Source organism: Arthrobacter sp. SAFR-044 (assembly GCF_059414985.1).
The window spans coordinates 349,591-365,957 of sequence record NZ_JBPFDN010000004.1 but is presented as its reverse complement, the minus strand read 5'-3'; the positions used below and the strand labels follow the sequence as shown (position 1 = coordinate 365,957).

14 protein-coding genes are annotated in these 16,367 nt (G+C 66.2%); 6 read left to right on the top strand and 8 right to left on the bottom strand.

Translation table 11 applies throughout. The annotated features are described in order from the left end of the window. Positions 1 to 25: 25 nt before the first annotated feature. Positions 26 to 1,435 carry a glucose-1-phosphate adenylyltransferase gene (gene glgC / locus ACR65J_RS09045; protein WP_440167949.1) on the bottom strand — a complete coding sequence of 470 codons (1,410 nt, stop codon included), beginning with the start codon at positions 1,433 to 1,435 and terminating at the stop codon, positions 26 to 28. A gap of 102 nt (positions 1,436 to 1,537) precedes the next feature. On the opposite strand from glgC, the gene glgA reads away from it, so the two are divergent. Then, positions 1,538 to 2,743, top strand: coding sequence for a glycogen synthase (gene glgA / locus ACR65J_RS09040; protein ID WP_440167947.1), 1,206 nt, complete (start codon positions 1,538 to 1,540; stop codon positions 2,741 to 2,743). A 91-nt stretch (positions 2,744 to 2,834) separates the two neighbouring features. Here the strand turns inward: glgA and ACR65J_RS09035 are convergent, their stop codons facing one another. Both ACR65J_RS09035 and ACR65J_RS09030 read right to left on the bottom strand, forming a co-directional pair. Further along, positions 2,835 to 4,946, bottom strand: coding sequence for an acyl-CoA dehydrogenase family protein (locus ACR65J_RS09035; RefSeq protein ID WP_440167945.1), 2,112 nt, complete (start codon positions 4,944 to 4,946; stop codon positions 2,835 to 2,837). Position 4,947: 1 nt separating this feature from the next. Then, positions 4,948 to 5,676, bottom strand: coding sequence for a TetR/AcrR family transcriptional regulator (locus tag ACR65J_RS09030; RefSeq protein ID WP_440167944.1), 729 nt, complete (start codon positions 5,674 to 5,676; stop codon positions 4,948 to 4,950). 61 nt (positions 5,677 to 5,737) lie between these two features. Between ACR65J_RS09030 and ACR65J_RS09025 the strand changes: the two genes are divergently transcribed. The 3 genes from ACR65J_RS09025 to ACR65J_RS09015 are packed head-to-tail and all read left to right on the top strand — an operon-like array spanning position 5,738 to position 9,348. Beyond that, positions 5,738 to 7,090: an acetyl-CoA C-acetyltransferase gene (locus ACR65J_RS09025; protein WP_440167943.1), complete on the top strand. Its 1,353-nt coding sequence runs from the start codon at positions 5,738 to 5,740 to the stop codon at positions 7,088 to 7,090. A gap of 9 nt (positions 7,091 to 7,099) precedes the next feature. Next, entirely contained in the window at positions 7,100 to 8,440 is a 1,341-nt protein-coding gene (locus tag ACR65J_RS09020) for a 3-oxoacyl-ACP reductase (RefSeq protein WP_440167941.1), read from the top strand. Then, complete coding sequence (locus ACR65J_RS09015; protein ID WP_440167940.1) at positions 8,437 to 9,348, top strand: MaoC family dehydratase; 912 nt, start codon at positions 8,437 to 8,439, stop codon at positions 9,346 to 9,348. The genes ACR65J_RS09020 and ACR65J_RS09015 overlap by 4 nt, the downstream gene beginning before the upstream one ends. 34 nt (positions 9,349 to 9,382) lie before the next feature. Here the strand turns inward: ACR65J_RS09015 and ACR65J_RS09010 are convergent, their stop codons facing one another. From ACR65J_RS09010 to ACR65J_RS08990, 5 genes are all read right to left on the bottom strand, one after another. Beyond that, positions 9,383 to 10,435 carry an FUSC family protein gene (locus ACR65J_RS09010; protein WP_440167939.1) on the bottom strand — a complete coding sequence of 351 codons (1,053 nt, stop codon included), beginning with the start codon at positions 10,433 to 10,435 and terminating at the stop codon, positions 9,383 to 9,385. A gap of 93 nt (positions 10,436 to 10,528) precedes the next feature. Beyond that, positions 10,529 to 11,638, bottom strand: coding sequence for a serine hydrolase domain-containing protein (locus ACR65J_RS09005; RefSeq protein ID WP_440167937.1), 1,110 nt, complete (start codon positions 11,636 to 11,638; stop codon positions 10,529 to 10,531). A 44-nt stretch (positions 11,639 to 11,682) separates the two neighbouring features. Then, positions 11,683 to 12,771, bottom strand: a complete 1,089-nt coding sequence (locus ACR65J_RS09000) for a glutathione S-transferase family protein (RefSeq protein ID WP_440167936.1) — start codon at positions 12,769 to 12,771, stop codon at positions 11,683 to 11,685. Positions 12,772 to 12,800: 29 nt separating this feature from the next. Next, positions 12,801 to 13,541, bottom strand: a complete 741-nt coding sequence (locus tag ACR65J_RS08995; RefSeq protein ID WP_440167934.1) for a M50 family metallopeptidase — start codon at positions 13,539 to 13,541, stop codon at positions 12,801 to 12,803. A gap of 202 nt (positions 13,542 to 13,743) precedes the next feature. Beyond that, entirely contained in the window at positions 13,744 to 14,046 is a 303-nt protein-coding gene (locus tag ACR65J_RS08990) for a DUF4193 domain-containing protein (protein WP_018761323.1), read from the bottom strand. A gap of 205 nt (positions 14,047 to 14,251) precedes the next feature. On the opposite strand from ACR65J_RS08990, the gene ACR65J_RS08985 reads away from it, so the two are divergent. Both ACR65J_RS08985 and ACR65J_RS08980 read left to right on the top strand, forming a co-directional pair. Beyond that, a complete protein-coding gene (locus ACR65J_RS08985; RefSeq protein ID WP_440167932.1) occupies positions 14,252 to 15,394 on the top strand; it encodes a glycosyltransferase family 9 protein in 1,143 nt (380 codons plus the stop codon). Continuing rightward, a complete protein-coding gene (locus ACR65J_RS08980; RefSeq protein WP_440167931.1) occupies positions 15,391 to 16,362 on the top strand; it encodes a glycosyltransferase family 9 protein in 972 nt (323 codons plus the stop codon). The genes ACR65J_RS08985 and ACR65J_RS08980 overlap by 4 nt, the downstream gene beginning before the upstream one ends. Positions 16,363 to 16,367: the final 5 nt, after the last annotated feature.

The following is a 16,367-nucleotide window of genomic DNA, read 5'->3' as shown; positions in this document are numbered from 1 at the left end:
TGCCTTGGAGAGTGCGGTGCCCGGGTCAGGAGACCCGCGCGCCGGGTGCGGCCTCCGCCGCTGCGGCAGCGTGCGTGCCTGCCACCTTGTCCGCCGCCTCACGCATATCGGGATACTGCTCCGCTGCCGCCTTCACGGCACTGGGCAGCTCTCCCAGGTGCCGTGCGGCGAGCTGGCGTTCTTCGTCCGTGGGCTCCGGGACTTCCTGGCCTTTGGAGAGGACAGTGATGCCGGATTCGGTGACCTTGAAGCCGCGTGCACGGTCAAGGTCGGGGTCCAGCCCGATGGCGGCACCGGCGGGGACCTTGACGTTCTTGTCCAGGATGGCGCGTTTGATCACGGCACCTTCGCCCACCTGCACCTTGTCCATCAGGACCGAGTCGATGACCCGGCTGCTGGTGGCCACGTAGACGTCGTTGGACAGCACCGAGCCCTCCACCACGCCGCCGGAGATCACTACTCCGTTGGCAACGATGGAGTCCAGGGCCGTGCCCACGGTGTTGTTCTTGCCCCGGACGAACTTGGCCGGCGGCGAGATGCTCTGCCGCGTGTAGATGGGCCACTCGGAGTTGTAGAGGTTGAACACCGGCAGCGGGGAGATGAGGTCCATGTGGGCGTCATAGAAGGAATCGATGGTGCCTACGTCGCGCCAGTAGGTGCGGTCGCGCTCCGTGGAGCCGGGAATGTCGTTAAGCGTGAAGTCGTAGACCCCCGCCTCCCCGCGGTTGACGAAGTAGGGAATGATGTCCCCGCCCATGTCGTGTTTGGTGTCCAGGCGCTCAGCGTCCACGTGCAGCGCCGCGACCAGGGCGTCGGCGTTGAAGACGTAGTTGCCCATGGAGGCAAGGAACTGTGACGGGTCGGCTGCAAGCCCGGGGGTGCTCGAGGGCTTCTCCACGAAGGCCGCGATCTTCTGCGGATCGTTCTGGTCCACCTCGATGACGCCGAACTGGTCGGCCATGTGCAGCGGCTGCCGCACCGCAGCCACGGTGGCTTTGGCCCCGCTGAGTACGTGTTGCTCCACCATCTGGGCGAAGTCCATACGGTACACGTGGTCTGCGCCAACAACGACGACGATGTCGGGGTTGGCGTCGTGGATCAGGTTCAGGGACTGGTAAATGGCATTTGCGCTGCCCAGGAACCAGCTCTTGCCTACACGCTGCTGTGCGGGAACGGAGGCGACATAGTTTCCCAGCTGGGTGGACATCCGCCACGCTTCGGATATATGCCGGTCGAGGCTGTGGGACTTGTATTGCGTGAGGACCACGATTTGCAGATAGCGTGAATTCACCAGGTTGGAAATGGCGAAATCGATAAGGCGGTAACTGCCGGCAAAAGGCACGGCAGGCTTGGCCCGGTCTGCCGTCAGTGGCATCAGTCTGTTTCCCTCGCCACCTGCGAGGACAATGGCCAGGACTTTTTTGGTCAACGGCATAATGGTCGCTCCTGTACGCCTTCGTAACTCCCCAAGACAGTCCGGTAGGCCCGGACTCCTTCACACTAGAACAGTTATCCGTGAACGACTACCTTGGGTCTTGTGCGAATAGACATTGTGACTAAAGAGTTCCCGCCGGAGATCTATGGTGGCGCCGGGGTACACGTGGCCGAATTGAGCAGGGTGCTTAGTAAGCACGTTGACCTGCAGGTTCGTGCTTTCGGCGCTCCCCGCGACGCCGACTACCACGGCGCCACCGTGACGTCGTACCAGGTACCCGAAGACCTGGGCGGGGCCAACGCGGCGGTTCAGACCCTGGGTGTGGACCTGCGCATTGTGCCGGATGTGCAGGGGGCCGACCTGGTCCATTCGCATACCTGGTACGCCAACATGGCCGGGCATCTGGCCTCGCTGCTGCACGGAATCCCGCACGTTCTCAGCGCCCACAGCCTCGAGCCGCTGCGGCCGTGGAAGGCTGAGCAACTGGGCGGCGGCTACGCCCTTTCCTCCTGGGTGGAGAAGACGGCTTATGAAGCGGCGGCGGCGATCATCGCCGTTTCCGAGGGCATGCGGCAGGACATCCTGCGCAGCTACCCCAACGTTGACCCGGAAAAAGTACGGGTGGTCCACAACGGCATCGACGTGGAGCTGTGGCAGCGTGACGAAAACGACGACGCCGTCCGTGCCCTGGGCATCGATCCCGCCAAGCCAAGCGTCGTCTTTGTGGGGAGAAACACACGCCAGAAGGGCGTTCCCTACCTCCTCCGGGCGGCAGCGAAACTTCCGGCCGATGTCCAGTTGGTGCTGTGCCTGGGCGCGGCCGACACTCCGGAACTGGCTGCGGAAACCGCAGCGCTGATCGAGGAGCTGCAGAAGCAGCGCACGGGCGTGGTGCTCATTGAACGAATGCTGCCGCGCCACGAGCTGATCCAGGTGCTCAGCCACGCCACCGCCTTCGCGTGCCCCTCGATCTATGAGCCGCTGGGCATCGTCAACCTCGAAGCCATGGCGTGCGGCGCCGCAGTGGTGGCCAGCGCCACCGGCGGTATCCCGGAGGTGGTCGAGCATGGCCGGACCGGGCTGCTGGTGGACCTGGAACAGGTCACCGACGGTACCGGCACACCGCTGGACCCGGAGAAGTTCGTCAGCGAGTTCGCCGCCGCACTCACCGAGGTGGTGTCAGATCCCGACCGCGCCCGCGCCATGGGACAGGCCGGACGGGAGCGCGCAGAAAAGCACTTCTCCTGGGAATCGATCACTGAGACCACCCTTGAGGTCTACCGCTCGGTGCTGCCGGCGCAGAGCTAGCCCCGCTCAGGCAAGAACAGACGACGGCGCCGCGCCCCTCGCAAGGGGAGCGGCGCCGTCGTTGGTTTCCCGCTTTGCAGTGCTTGCCTGGCTATGCCTTCCGGGCCGCCGTCCTGGCAATCAGCACCTTCTCGTCCACCGGGGCCTGCCCGCTGGCCCGCTGGCTGCGGAAGTGGGCACGGGCTTCGTCCTGGCGGGCCCGCTCGGCGCCGGTGGCGACGGCCGCCCGGACGTGTTCCTCGCCGTACCCGAAGGCGTCCACGAGATCCAGGGCATGCGGGCGGATCTTCTCCAGCAGCCTGTTGATGTACCCGCCAACGGTGCGTGCCCGCTGCATGGAGAGGCGGCCGTTCATGAGGTACCAGGAGAGGTTCTTCTCGATCAAGGACAGGCCGAAGAGGTCACGGAGCCAGGTGAGGACCTTCCTGGTTCCGGGATCCTCGACATGCTGCAGGGCGTCCGTGAACGCTTCCCACTGCAGCAGCTCCGCGTGGGCCTGGGCGGCGTCGATGAGTTCATTCTGGTGCCGGTTGAACAGGGCGGCACCCTTGTCCTGGGGGAGCCGTTTGCTGCCCTTCAAAGCGGTGCCGGCTTCAGCCACCATGGTCTGGACCCGGTCCGTGAGCAGGGCGCGCTGGCCTTCCTCGTCACGGAGGGCGATCGCGGCCTTCTGGACCGAACCGGTGTCAGCCATGAACTGGGCCACCTGGCGCAGGCCCGTGCGGTGGACGGCAGCGCCGGCGGCCTGGTTGACCACGTACCGGGCCAGCACGCCGAAGTCCACGTTACGGAATTCCTTTGCGTAGTCGGCCAGCAGGCGCTTGGCTACCAACTGCAGCAGCACGGTGTTGTCGCCTTCAAACGTGGCGTAGACGTCCAGGTCGGCGCGCAACGAGGCGAACCGGTTTTCGATCAGGAAACCGGCGCCGCCGCAGGCTTCCCGGCATTCCTGCAGGGTGTCCAGGGCGTGCCAGGTGCTAAGCGGCTTCAGGGCTGCCGCCAGGGTCTCCAGGTCCTGGCGGTCTGCGTCGGTGTCGTGGGCGCCGGAGAAGACGTCGTCGAACTTCTGCAGCAGCTGCTCGTGGGCGAAGCCTGCCGCGTAAGTAGCGGCCAGCCGGGTGAACAGGCGCCGCTGGTGCCGCTGGTAGTCCAGCAGGACTTCCTCGTCCGTGTGGGAGGAAGCGTTGAACTGGCGGCGTTCGGTGGCGTACTGGATGGCGGCTTTCAGGGCCACCTTGGAGGCGGCCACGGCGGCGCCGTCCAGTGACACGCGGCCCTGGACCAGCGTTCCCAGCATGGTGAAGAAGCGCCGGCCGGGGCTGGCAATCGGCGAGGTGTAGGTGCCGTCCGCGTCAACGTTTCCGTACCGGTTCAGGAGGTTGGTCCGTGGGATGCGGACGCTGTCAAAGTGCAGCCGGCCGTTGTCGATGCCGTTCAGGCCGCCTTTGACGCCGTCGTCCTCACCGCCGATTCCGGGCAGGAACTCCTTTGTTTCCGGATCCCGCAGGTCCACGTAGAAGGCGTGGACGCCGTGGTTCACGCCCCGGGTGACCAGCTGGGCGAACACGACGGCGCCGAGGCCGTCATTGGCCGCGTTGCCGATGTAGTCCTTCCAGGCGGCGCGGAACGGGGTGTGGATGATGAACTCTTCGGTGGCCGGTTCATAGGTTGCGGTGGTGGCGATGCTGGCCACATCCGAGCCGTGGCCCGTCTCCGTCATGGCGAAGCAGCCGGGGATTTCCAGGCTCATGATTCCCGGCAGCCACTTGGTGTGGTGTTCCGCGGTCCCCAGGTGCATCACGGCGGACCCGAAAAGCCCCCATTGGACCCCCGCCTTTATCTGCAGGGACGGGTCGGCCACCACCAGTTCCTCGAAACCGGCAATGTTGCCGCCGTGGTCGTCAGAGCCGCCCAGTTCCGAAGGGAAGGCGCGGTGCACGGCTTCATTGTCCACGAGGTATTTGAGTTGGCCGAACACGCGGGCACGGTGTTCCGTGTGCGTCAGGCCTTCGATTTTGTGCAGTTCGGGCCTGGCGGCAAGATCCCGTGCCTGGAGCCTTACTCCGGCCCACTTGCCCAGGAGCTGCCTGCCCAGTGCCGCGACGTCGACGGCGGGCGTGGGGCTTTCGTCCAGGGGCTTGGCTGCCGGGGTTCCGGCGGGGCGGAGCCCCTTGCGCGCGGGGCGGTCCACTACGTCAGTCATGTCACAGTCCTTCTTTGGCGGATAACTTGGTGGTCGGTGAAGCGGGGGTGAGTTCGGGGACTATGCCCACGCACAGCCAAGCCGTGATCTGGCGGGCCATGGCCTCCTGGTCTGGTTTGGTGGGGGAGTCCGGGGTGCTGAGCCACTGTTCGCCGGCGTTCCGTACGAGGCCGATCGCCGCCTTTGGCCAGTAGCCGATGACGGTTTCCCTGACGTCGCCCAGATGGGACCGCATGGGGGTGGCGATCATCTCCGCGATGGCGTCGAAGAAGGGGCCCAGCGGGCCGCCGGCCGCAGCGGGGTGCGCCGGGCCGGCAGCGTCCCCCGGAGCGTAGCTGGTGACGAAGGTGTAGACGTTGGGGCTGGTATCGGCCATCTGAAGGTAGGCCGAGACCATGGCCAGCAAACCTTCGCGGGGCGTGAGGGCACTCTGTGCGGCTTCCTGGATGCGCTGCTGCATCTGGCTGAGGACCACTTCGCCCACCGCCTGCTGCAGCCCCGCTTTGTCCCCGAAGTACCGGTAGAAGACGGACTTCGATGTTCCAGCGGCAGTTGCAATGTCCTCCATGGAGGCGTCGCTGCCCAGCACGTGCACCGCGCGGCGGGCCAGTTTGATGAGTTCCCTGCGCCGCTCCTCCCGGTGGCTCTGCCAGCGCGACGAACGCCCGTCCGGGCTGGCCGGCGACGGCAGTTCGATGGTCAAGGGGGAGTGCGTGTCCTGGTGGTTCACGATACCCAGCGTATCAGGTACGCTGGGTATCGGTAACCACTTGTGACCAGAGGAGCCCTCCATGTCCACAGAAGGACAGTCCACCCGCGCAGGCGCATCCGGCGTCCCTGCAGTCCCGGAAACCCGCAGGGCGGTGATCGTCGGCGGCAACAGGATCCCATTCGCCCGGGCCGGGGGAGCCTACGCGAAGTCCTCAAACCAGGACATGTTGACGGCGGCCCTCGATGGCCTGATCGCACGGTTCGGCCTCCAGGACGAACGGATCGGCCAGGTCGCGGCGGGCGCGGTCCTCAAGCACTCGCGTGACTTCAACCTCACCAGGGAGGCAGTGCTGGGATCGGCGCTCTCGGCGGAAACGCCCGTGTACGACCTCCAGCAGGCGTGTGCCACGGGTCTGGAGACTGTGGTGGGACTGGCGAACAAGATCAAGCTGGGACAGATCGACTCCGCCATCGCCGGGGGCGTGGATTCGGCGTCCGATGCACCGGTGGTGGTCAGCGAAGGACTCCGCGAGGTCGTCCTGGACCTTCACCGGGCCAGGACCCTTCCCCAGCGGCTCCAGATCCTCAGCCGGCTCCGGCCAAAGGACCTGGCTCCTTTGGCCCCGGGCACAGCGGAGCCGCGTACCGGCCTGTCCATGGGCGAGCACCAGGCCCTGACCACTGCCCAGTGGAAGATCTCCCGGGACGCACAGGACGAGCTGGCACTGAACAGCCACCACAACCTGGCCGCCGCCTACGACTCCGGGTTCTTCGACGACCTGATGACCCCTTACCGGGGACTAACGCGTGACGGCAACCTGCGGGCTGACACGTCGCTGGAGAAGCTCGCGTCGCTGAAGCCGGTCTTCGGCCGCAACCTCGGCGCCGATGCCACCATGACGGCGGGTAATTCCACCCCTTTGACGGACGGTGCCTCCACGGTGCTGCTGGCGTCCGACGAATGGGCTGATGCCCGCGACCTGCCCAAGCTGGCAGCCGTGGTGGACGCCGAAGCTGCCGCAGTTGATTTTGTCCACGGCAAGGACGGGCTGTTGATGGCTCCGGTGTTTGCGGTGCCCCGGCTCCTGGCCCGGCAAAACCTGACACTGGCGGACTTTGATTACTTCGAAATCCATGAAGCCTTCGCTGCCACCGTCCTCAGCACGCTGGCAGCTTGGGAAGACGACGAGTTCGGCCGCACCCGGCTCGGCCTGCACGGCGCGTTCGGCAGCATTGACCGTTCCCGCCTCAACGTCAACGGCTCCTCGCTCGCAGCAGGCCACCCCTTTGCCGCCACCGGTGGCCGCATCGTGGGCACGCTCGCCAAGATGCTCCACGCCAAGTCTGCTTCCACCGGGCGTCCGGCCCGGGGCCTGGTGTCAGTGTGCGCGGCCGGCGGCCAGGGCGTCGTCGCGATCCTGGAATCCCTGTAGGGGACGGCCGTGGCGGATACATACTCACAACTGGTCAACAGCGGCGTGGGCCGCAACCTGGCAAAGAAGCTCGGCCTTCCGCAACCGGCGGTCCTTCGCCGCTACCAGCCCGGGCAGCCACTGGTGACCGGACCCGTCGTCGTCCTCGGTGATACTCCGGGGGCGGACAAGCTCGCTGCAGAACTGCTGTCCTGGGACCTCGACGTCCGGCGGCATGCCGTCCCGGCCGAAAAGCTGGGGGCCATCATCCTGGTCCTTGATGAGCTCGGACATCCGGCAGACCTGGAAAAGCCGGTGCTGGCAGCGGCGGGTTCCCTCCGGGACCTGCGGGCCGGCGGCCGGGTCATCACCCTGTCCCGCCCGGCGTCGGAAGCGTCCTCGCCCGAGGCCGCAGCAGCACGGCAGGGGGTGGATGGCTTCCTGCGGTCCCTGGCCAAGGAACTGCGGGCCGGCGCCACCGGCAACGGCGTCGTCCTTGCCAACGGCACCACCGCCACCAGTCCCAGTGCACTGGGCGCCCTGAGGTTCTTCCTGTCCGGCCGGTCAGCGTTCGTGGACGGACAGTTCCTCACGGTCTCATCGGAGGATGGCAGTCTTCCCGCCGACCCGGAGCAGCCCCTGGCAGGCAAGGTGGCCGTCGTCACCGGCGCGGCCCGCGGCATCGGTGCCCAGATCGCCAGGACGCTGCACCGCGATGGCGCCACCTTGATCCTGGTGGACATTCCTGCGGCGGGCGACCAACTGGCGGCAGTGGCCAACGGGGTGCGGGCCACCGCACTGCAGCTCGACATCACCGCCCCCGACGCGGGCCAGCGAATTATCGACCACGCGGTCCAGCGGCACGGCCGGCTGGATATCGTGGTGCACAACGCGGGTGTCACGCGGGACAAGCTGCTGGCCAACATGGACCAGGGAAAATGGAATTCGGTGATTAACATCAACATCGCCGCCCAGCTCCGCATCAACGAGGCACTCCTGGCCTCCGAGCACTTCCGGCCGTCACCGCGTATTGTTGCAGTTGCCTCCACCAGCGGCATTGCCGGGAACAAGGGACAAACCAATTACGCCGCGTCCAAGGGGGGAGTCATGGGAATGGTGCGTGCCACCGCCCCCCTGCTCGCCTCCCGCGGCGGCACGATCAATGCCGTGGCCCCCGGATTCATTGAAACGGAGATGACGGCGCGCATCCCCTTTGCCGTCCGCGAGGTGGCGCGCCGGCTGAACTCCCTGCAGCAGGGCGGCCTGCCGTCCGATGTTGCGGAGACCATCGCGTTCCTGGCCAGCGATGCCGCCGGCGGGATCAACGGGGAGGTGCTGCGGGTATGCGGGCAGAACCTGGTGGGGGCATGACGGCCCAGCAGCCGGTGGTCCTGGCGGAGATGCCATCGTTGTCCAAGCTGTATGTCAATGCAGCCGCGCAGGCGGCTCGGCGCAGGCTCCTGGGAACCCATGACTCCGCAGTCCTCCCGGCGGAAAGCCATGAAGTCCGGGGCGTCACGGTGGGGGTGGAAAATCTTACTGCCTACCAGCACCTGATCGGCGAGACGGCCAGCGACGTCCTCCCTGCCGGCTTCATCCACGCCATCGCGTTCCCTTTGGCCATGAGCGTCATGAACCGGGACGACTTTCCGCTGCCCCTGCTGGGGATGATCCATCTGCGCAACAGTGTGGGGCAAAGGTCACCACTGGTGTTCACCGATGTCCTGGACATCACCGCGCGGGTGGAGAACCTTCGCGGCCACCGTGCGGGGACACAAGTGGACGTCGTGGCGGAAGTGCGGCGTGCAGGCTCCGGCGATGTGCACTGGTGCGGGGTGTCCACATACTTGGCCAAGGGAGTGTTCCTGCCGGGGATCGACAAGCCCTCAGTTTTTCCGCCGAGGGCTGACTTTACTGCACCTGATCCAACAGCCCTGTGGCACCTGGGGGTGGATACCGGCCGCGCTTACGCAGCAGTCTCGGGGGACTTCAACCCCATCCACCTCAGCGTGCTTTCGGCGAAGGCCCTGGGCATGCGCCGATCGATAGCCCACGGAATGTACCTGGCGTCCCGCGCGCTCGCTGATGTGGGCCCGGCCCGGGGTGACTCCTTCAGGTGGGATGTGGAGTTCGAGGCCCCTGTCTTCCTGCCCTCCCGGGTTGCCTTGGAGATCGGGACTGAGCAGAGCGGTTCGGGGGCCTGGAAGCACTCCAGTTTTGTTGCCTGGTCCCCGCGCTCCGGGCGGCGCCATTTCAGTGGAACCGTCTCGGCCCTGTAGCTCCGGGCCAGTAAATTCCATCCAGGGGGTCAGCCTAGTCCGACGGACGGACTGCCCGCAGGATCCGGTGAAGGCTGAGGAGGACCGATTCCGACGCAGGAACTGTTCCCTGATCTGCCGGCCTGGCGGCGGTGGCAGCCAGGCAGGCTTCTACCGCCGCCTTGGCGGCGTCATAACGGTCCTTCCGGTCCTGATCGTCGCCGTCGGTGCCCGCGGACACCAGTTCTCCGGTAGCGGTAATGGCGTCTGCCAGGGGCTCGCTGTCCTGCAACGGAATGGCATACGGCACGTCGTCTTCCCAGATCACATCGGACAGCACATCCGTCATGTCCTGGATATGGAACGTGACGCGCTCCAGGTCCTGCAGGTCGCGAAAGTCCTGGTCCATGTCACGCGGGTGCAACTTCCGGCGGGGGTTGGCCCGGCGGCTCGCATCGGCCTCTTTAACCAAATGGCGTACTGATCGTGCGGCCGCGGCGAGTTCGTCCGACCTGCGCGACCAGTCTTCGTGCTCAGGGGGCCACTTTTCCTTCAAGGCGGCGCCCATATCCAGCAACTGCTTGCCCAGCGCAACCCTGAGGTCGGCCAGGCTGGACGCCGCAGCGTTGAGGTGCAGGGGTGGAAAGATCAGGAAATTCACTGCGATGCCCACCGCCACTCCTGCTGCCATCTGCACAAGGTAGCCGTAGGAGAAATCTTCGGCGTTACTGCCGCCGACCAGCAGAACCAGCAGGGCCGCCGTCGGAATCCAATCACTGCCTGAACCGATGCCCGGCAAGCCGCCCAGCAGGACGCCCACCCCCATAAACAGGGCGACTGTCAGGGGTGAGGGCTCGCTGATGCTTACCAGGACGAAGGCGAGGCCGATTCCCATCGCCAGCCCTGCCAGGGCCTGCGCCCCCTGCTTCATGGACCCGGCGACATTGTGATACATGGCCACCAGGGCGCCCAGCGGCGCGTAGTACGCGTAGTGGGAGGCGGCGCCGGGCATGAGGGGTGCGATGGCGAAGGCCAGCCCCGCGGCTATGGCCGCTTTCCCTGCCAGTTGCAACCGCTGCGCCGCGAAGGCAGCAGAAAGTCCCGCCACTGATTGTCTAAGAAGTTGGGTCCCCCGAGCCCACCGTGCATCCGGCCGTGCCTGAGTATTGCCCATCCGGACAACAGTAGGGCCGGGGGTGCGTCAGGACAAACCAGCTGCTGCATGCCGCACGGCAGCGGCCAGGCGGTGGGCCCGTCCCGGAGTGCGCCCCTCTTCCGCCCGCCGGGGGATGTAGCCGAAGCCCAGGCCATAGGACGGGTCGGCAAAACCGAGGGCCGCGTTGGCCCCCTCATGGCCAAAGGCGCGGTGGCTGCCGAAGTTCCGCGATGGGTGGGGCTTCATGAAGACGACGGCGAAGGCGTTGTCCAGGCCGGAGGACCGGTCCAGGCCCCACACCTGCTCCCGGGTCATTGCCGTGAGGGTCCCTGCTGTGAGGAAGGGGTCACTGCCTTCGACGCCGGTGGTAGCTGCCGCGTACAGCCGGGCCAGCCCATCGGCGGACCCCACACCGGCGGCGGCGGACATGCCCGCGGCACGCACGGAGCGGATGTTGGGCAGTTCCATGATGGTGCTGACGGGGGCGTTGCTGTTCATGCCATCGAGGCTGAGGGGGTCGATCCACGCCTGATCTGGGTCTGTCTCGTAGAGGACATCCCGGTACCTGCCTTCCAGGTCCTCCGGCAGCCCCAGGAAGAAGTCCACATCCTGCGGCTTCCGGATCCTCTGGTCGTAGGTGTCCTGCAAGGCCCCACCCGTGGTCCGTCGGCACAGTTCCTCCATGAGGATTCCAATGGTGAGCGCGTGATATCCGAACTGGCGGCCGGGCTCCCAGGAGGGTGGGGAAGCGGCAAGTCTGGCAGCGGCCTGGGGGGTGGTGAACTCGTCCAGGGCAAAGCCGCCCTCAACCCCCATCAGCCCCGCCTGGTGCGACAGTGCCTCCCTGACCAGGAGTCTGTCCTTTCCGTGCACGGCAAACTCAGGCCAGTAGTGCGCCACAGTCTTGTCCAGGTCAAGAACGCCGTCCTGGACCAGCAGGGCGATGACCATGGCGGCAACGCCTTTGGAGCAGGAATAGGCGCCGGTCAGCGTATCCGGAGCCACGTCCGGGCCACCCGTCAGGCGGATCACCGGTTGCCCGGAGTGGTAGACGGCCAGCTGTGCGCTGTAAAGGGAGTCCTCCGCGAGGAAGGACTCAAACAGTGCCAGGACGTTTTCGTACCCCGGCGCCACGGAACCCAGAGGAGTCTGCATGCCCTCCAGTGTAGAAGGAAAGCGGTTTCCTCGGGGGATTCAGGTTAGAGAGCTGCTCCGTGTCCCGGCGTAACTTCCTCGCCCGGCCGGACCGGCCCCGGCGGCGTGCCCTCTCCGAATGGGCGCCCGCCCAGCGACTCCCGGCCGTGGTCCGTCAACCATCCGGCCAGGTCCGGGCCGGCAGGAACGATGCCGGTGGGGTTGATGTCCTCATGCACGATGTAGTAGTGCTGCTTGATCTGCACGAAGTCGATGGTGTCTCCGAAGCCCGGAGTCTGGAACAGGTCCCGTGCGTATCCCCACAGGTTGGGCATTTCGCTGAGCTTTTGCCGGTTGCACTTGAAGTGTCCGTGGTAGACGGGATCGAACCGGGCAAGGGTGGTGAAGAGCCGTACGTCTGCTTCGGTAATGGTGTCGCCCACCAGGTAGCGCTGCTGCGAGAGGCGGTCCTCAAGCCAGTCCAGCGCGGTCCACAACCGTTCGTAGGCTGAATCATAGGCCTCCTGCGACCCGGCGAAGCCGCAGCGGTAGACGCCGTTGTTGACCTCGGTGAAAACCCGCTTGTTCACTTGGTCGATTTCGGCGCGGAGGTGCGCGGGGTAGAGCTGGGGGGCATCCGGCCGGTGGAACTCTGTCCACTCCGTCGAGAAGTCAAGGGTGATCTGCGGGAAGTTGTTGGTCACCACTTCGCCGCTGCGAACGTCGATGATGGCGGGCACGGTGATTCCCCTCGGGTACCCCGGGAAACGTTTGAAGTAGGCATCCTGCAGGCGCTCTATGCCCAGGACCGGGTCCACTCCGCCCGGATCCAGGTCGAAGGTCCAGGAACGCGCGTCGTGGGTCGGGCCGGGCTGGCCGAGCGAAATTGCGTCTTCAAGACCCAGCAGCCGGCGGACAATGACCGTCCGGTTTGCCCACGGGCAGGCCCTCGCGGCAATCAGGCGGTAGCGCCCTGCTTCCACCGGCCACCCCGGCTCGCCGTTGCTGCCGGGAGCGGCATCCCTGGTGATGCGGTCCTCTATGTAGTTGGTGTCCCGGGTGAATTCGGAGCCGCCTGTCACGTAGGCACCGCGGGTGCTGTGTTCTTTGGTGGGGCCGGTCGCTGCGGGGGTGCTGTCCGTTTCCTGGGTCATGCCACAAGCCTATGCGCCACCGCGACGCTCTAAGAGCCCTGCTGCAGGATTATCGAGACGGGCTGCCAGGCAACCAGCCATGCCGCGGCCACCAGGAGCGTGAACAAGGCAATCCAGATTCCGGATGGAACCGAGGTGGCCCGGAACAGGAGGTATGCGTCGGAGCTGCTGAGTCGGTCCCGACGGCGGAGGTGCACGTGGGTGAGTTTGAGGAGGTCCCGGACAGCGGCGACGAGGAGTGCAAGGCCGAAGATGACGGCGACGTGGCCCACGATGGAAGACGGTGCAAGGAAGATAAGTGCGGCTGCACCGCCGATTGCGGCACCGGTGATCACGAATGCGGCCAGGTTGCGGAGGAAGAGGAGCGAAGCGGCCAGCACCAGCACACTGACGGCCATGGCTGCCGATGCCCACCCGTTCAGCCCGCACCAGACAAACGCGGCACCTGCCAAGGCGGGAACCGGATATCCCCAGAAGCAGGACCACGCCGCGGCAAGCCTGCTCCTGCCGTAGGTTGTGGTGGTTCCTGAATGGTCAAGGCGCAGGCGGATGCCGGACAGCCGCTGCCCGGAGGTCAGGGCAGCGAACGCGTGGCCGAGTTCGTGCGTCGCCGTGGCGAGGAGGCCGAAGTAGCGCCAGCTGCGCCGGGGGATGGACAGCCCGACGGCGGCCGCCAGGGACAGCATCATCTCAACCCAGCTGATGGTGGGTACGTCTGTTTGGGTGAACGCCGAGGTGAAGGTTTCCCATAAGCTGGCAGGGCTGTCCAATGTGCCTCCTGGCTGCCGTGTCGCCGTCGTAAGTGTCGCCGTCGTAAGTCCTGCACCCAACGCTACGCAGGTGAGCTGGATGAAGGCATAAAACAAAATCCAAGAATGAAGCGGGTCAATGGCTTAAAGCCGAAAGGCACGCCTGGTGCGGCGTGCCTTTCGGGCGGGACCGTGCGTACCTGCCCCTCGGAAAGCTTCTTGACTAGCCTTCGCACTCGGTGCAGTAGCTGTGGCCGTCTTTTTGCCGGGCGATCTGGGACCGGTGGCGGACCAGGAAGCAGGAGTAGCAGGTGAATTCGTCCTCGGCCTGCGGGATGACCTGGACTACGAGCTCCTCAGCGACGAATTCGCCGCCAGGGACCCCGGCGCCGTCCAGCCCGTCAGCCTCGTCCAACTCCTGCACAACACTGCGGGCGTCGGGAGCATTCGCTGACTGGAGCTGCTCGAGTGAGTTGTCCTGCGATTCCTTGACGTCGGAACGCAGTTCATCGTAATCGGTTGCCACTTTGGGTGCTTCTCTTTTCTTTGATTGGCTGTCGGGTATGAAACGTACAGCATCAAGCCGGTATTCCCCAACAGGGAGCGTAGATCCGGCGCCGGTTGGGTAATGGTTCAGAGGAGCGGCCGCAGGTTTTGAACCGCAGTGCGGCCGCGTGGGCAGTGGAGGGACGGCCGGTGCCGTGCCCACCACGCGACGGAAGGGGCAGTTTATGGAGCAACTCACGGCAGAGTTTGGCGGCGCCGAACAGGTGGGTATGGGCGTCGGCCCCGTGCTGGAGAAGTTTGATGCTGTGTCCAGGGTCGTCGTCCTGCGCGGGGGCGGACTGGGGGACCTCGTCTTCGCGGTACCGGCAATGGCTGCGTTAAAGGCGGCCTATCCCGCAGCGACCATCACCCTGTTGGGCACGCCGATCCACAAGGCGCTGCTCGGAGCGGTGGAAGGCCCGGTGGATGAGGTGGTTGTCCTGCCGTTCGCGGAAGGCGTACGGCCTGGGGAAGAAGATGCCGGCGAACTGGAGGGTTTCTTTGCTGACATGCGCGGGCGCCACTTCGATGTGGCCGTCCAGCTCCACGGCGGCGGACGATACTCGAACCCCTTCCTGCTGCGCCTGGGCGCGCGCCACACAGTAGGGACCCGGACGGCCGACGCCGCAAGCCTTGAGCGTACTGTTCCTTACCTCTACTACCAGCACGAACCCCTCCGGGCTTTGGAGGTGGCCGGGTTCGCGGGCGCTTTCCCCATAGACCTTGAGGCACGGCTTGCACCCGCCCGTGCGGAAGCAACCTCCGAAGCCGGCAGCGGCGATGGCGCCCAGCCGCTCGTGGTGATCCATCCCGGCGCCACCGACCCCCGCCGTCGTTGGCCCGCAGCCAAGTTCGCGGAACTTGCTGCTGCCTGCGCGGCTGATGGCTCGCGGGTGGTGATTATCGGGGATGCCAGTGAACAGGATCTGGCCGAGGGGATTGCCGCCCGCGCAGCCTCGACAGCAGTTCAGTCCGCGGCCGGTGCCCTTGATATGGCAGGCCTCGTGTCGCTGCTGGCGGCGGCTGGCGTTGTGGTGGCGAATGACAGCGGACCGAGGCATCTGGCGCAGGCGCTCGGTGTGCCGACGGTCGGCATCTTCTGGGCAGGCAACGTGATCAACGCCGGGGCGCTCGGGCGGAGCCTTCACCGCGTCCACGCCTCGTGGGTCACGGCCTGCCCCACCTGCGGCATCGACGTCACCCAGGTTGGCTGGACAGCTCCGCGCTGCGTCCATGACGACTCGGTGGTGGCTGATATCGGCGTCAACGAAGTCTACGAGGACGTCCGCAGCCTGACAGCCACCACGTTCGCGAAGCAGGACGCATGACCGGCACGGTAACCGGAGTAGAGGCAGGTACCGCGATACCGGCGGACGATAAACCTGAGCTCCTGGTACTGCGCGCCTTGAAGCTGGGGGACCTGCTGGTGGCCGTACCGGCCTTGAAAGGGATCCAGCGTGCGTTCCCCGGGCACCGGCTGCGTTACGCCGCCCAGGGATGGCTGTCGGAGGCCCTGGGGCTGGTGGGCGGTTATGAGCTGCTGCCCACGCACGGCCTTGACGAGCCGCTGGCGTTGGACCCGGGTGTGGTGGACGTGGCCGTCAACCTGCACGGAAGCGGACCGGAGAGCCAGGGACGGATCGAGGCGCTGAAGGCCCGCCAGACCCTGGGGCACCGAAGCGCGCACCGGGACGGGCCGCCGTGGCGTCCGGAACTGCATGAGCGCGAGCGCTGGGTGAGGCTCCTTGAATGGCATGGAATAGAAGCAGATCCGCTTGACGTGCAGTTGAACACGCCCCACGTCCCCAGCCCCGTCCCCGGCGCAACAGTCCTGCATGTGGGTGCCGCCTACGGCAGCAGGCTGTGGCCCGCGGAACGGTTTGCGGCGGTGGCAGGGGCACTGACGGATGCCGGTCACCAGGTGGTGTTCACCGGGGGTAAGTCCGAAAGGGACCGGGCGGAGGAAGTGTGCCGCCTTGCAGGGCTCCCTGGCACCACGGTGCTGGCCGGCGTGCTGGGGCTGGGGGAGTTTGCTGCCACGATTGCCGCTGCGCGGCTGGTGGTCTCGGCAGATACCGGGGCTGCCCACCTGGCATCCGCGTACGGCACTCCCTCCGTGGTGCTTTTTGGCCCGGCCCCACCCGAGATCTGGGGTCCCCCGCCCGGACCCCACGTTGTCCTGACGCGGGCCGAACTGCGGCGCGGGGACACCTTCGCGACCCAGCCGGATCCTGCCCTGCTCGCCGTCGGGGTTGCCGATGTCATGGCAGCTGTCAGGGGACTGGGGCTGCTCTGAACACA

Coding starts and splice junctions, on each gene's coding strand:
- glgC (WP_440167949.1), bottom strand. CDS start 1,435: ATGCCGTTGACCAAAAAAGTCCTGGCCATTGTCCTCGCAGGTGGCGAG.
- ACR65J_RS09035 (WP_440167945.1), bottom strand. CDS start 4,946: ATGACTGACGTAGTGGACCGCCCCGCGCGCAAGGGGCTCCGCCCCGCC.
- ACR65J_RS09025 (WP_440167943.1), top strand. CDS start 5,738: ATGTCCACAGAAGGACAGTCCACCCGCGCAGGCGCATCCGGCGTCCCT.
- ACR65J_RS09015 (WP_440167940.1), top strand. CDS start 8,437: ATGACGGCCCAGCAGCCGGTGGTCCTGGCGGAGATGCCATCGTTGTCC.
- ACR65J_RS09005 (WP_440167937.1), bottom strand. CDS start 11,638: ATGCAGACTCCTCTGGGTTCCGTGGCGCCGGGGTACGAAAACGTCCTG.
- ACR65J_RS09000 (WP_440167936.1), bottom strand. CDS start 12,771: ATGACCCAGGAAACGGACAGCACCCCCGCAGCGACCGGCCCCACCAAA.
- ACR65J_RS08985 (WP_440167932.1), top strand. CDS start 14,252: ATGGAGCAACTCACGGCAGAGTTTGGCGGCGCCGAACAGGTGGGTATG.
- ACR65J_RS08980 (WP_440167931.1), top strand. CDS start 15,391: ATGACCGGCACGGTAACCGGAGTAGAGGCAGGTACCGCGATACCGGCG.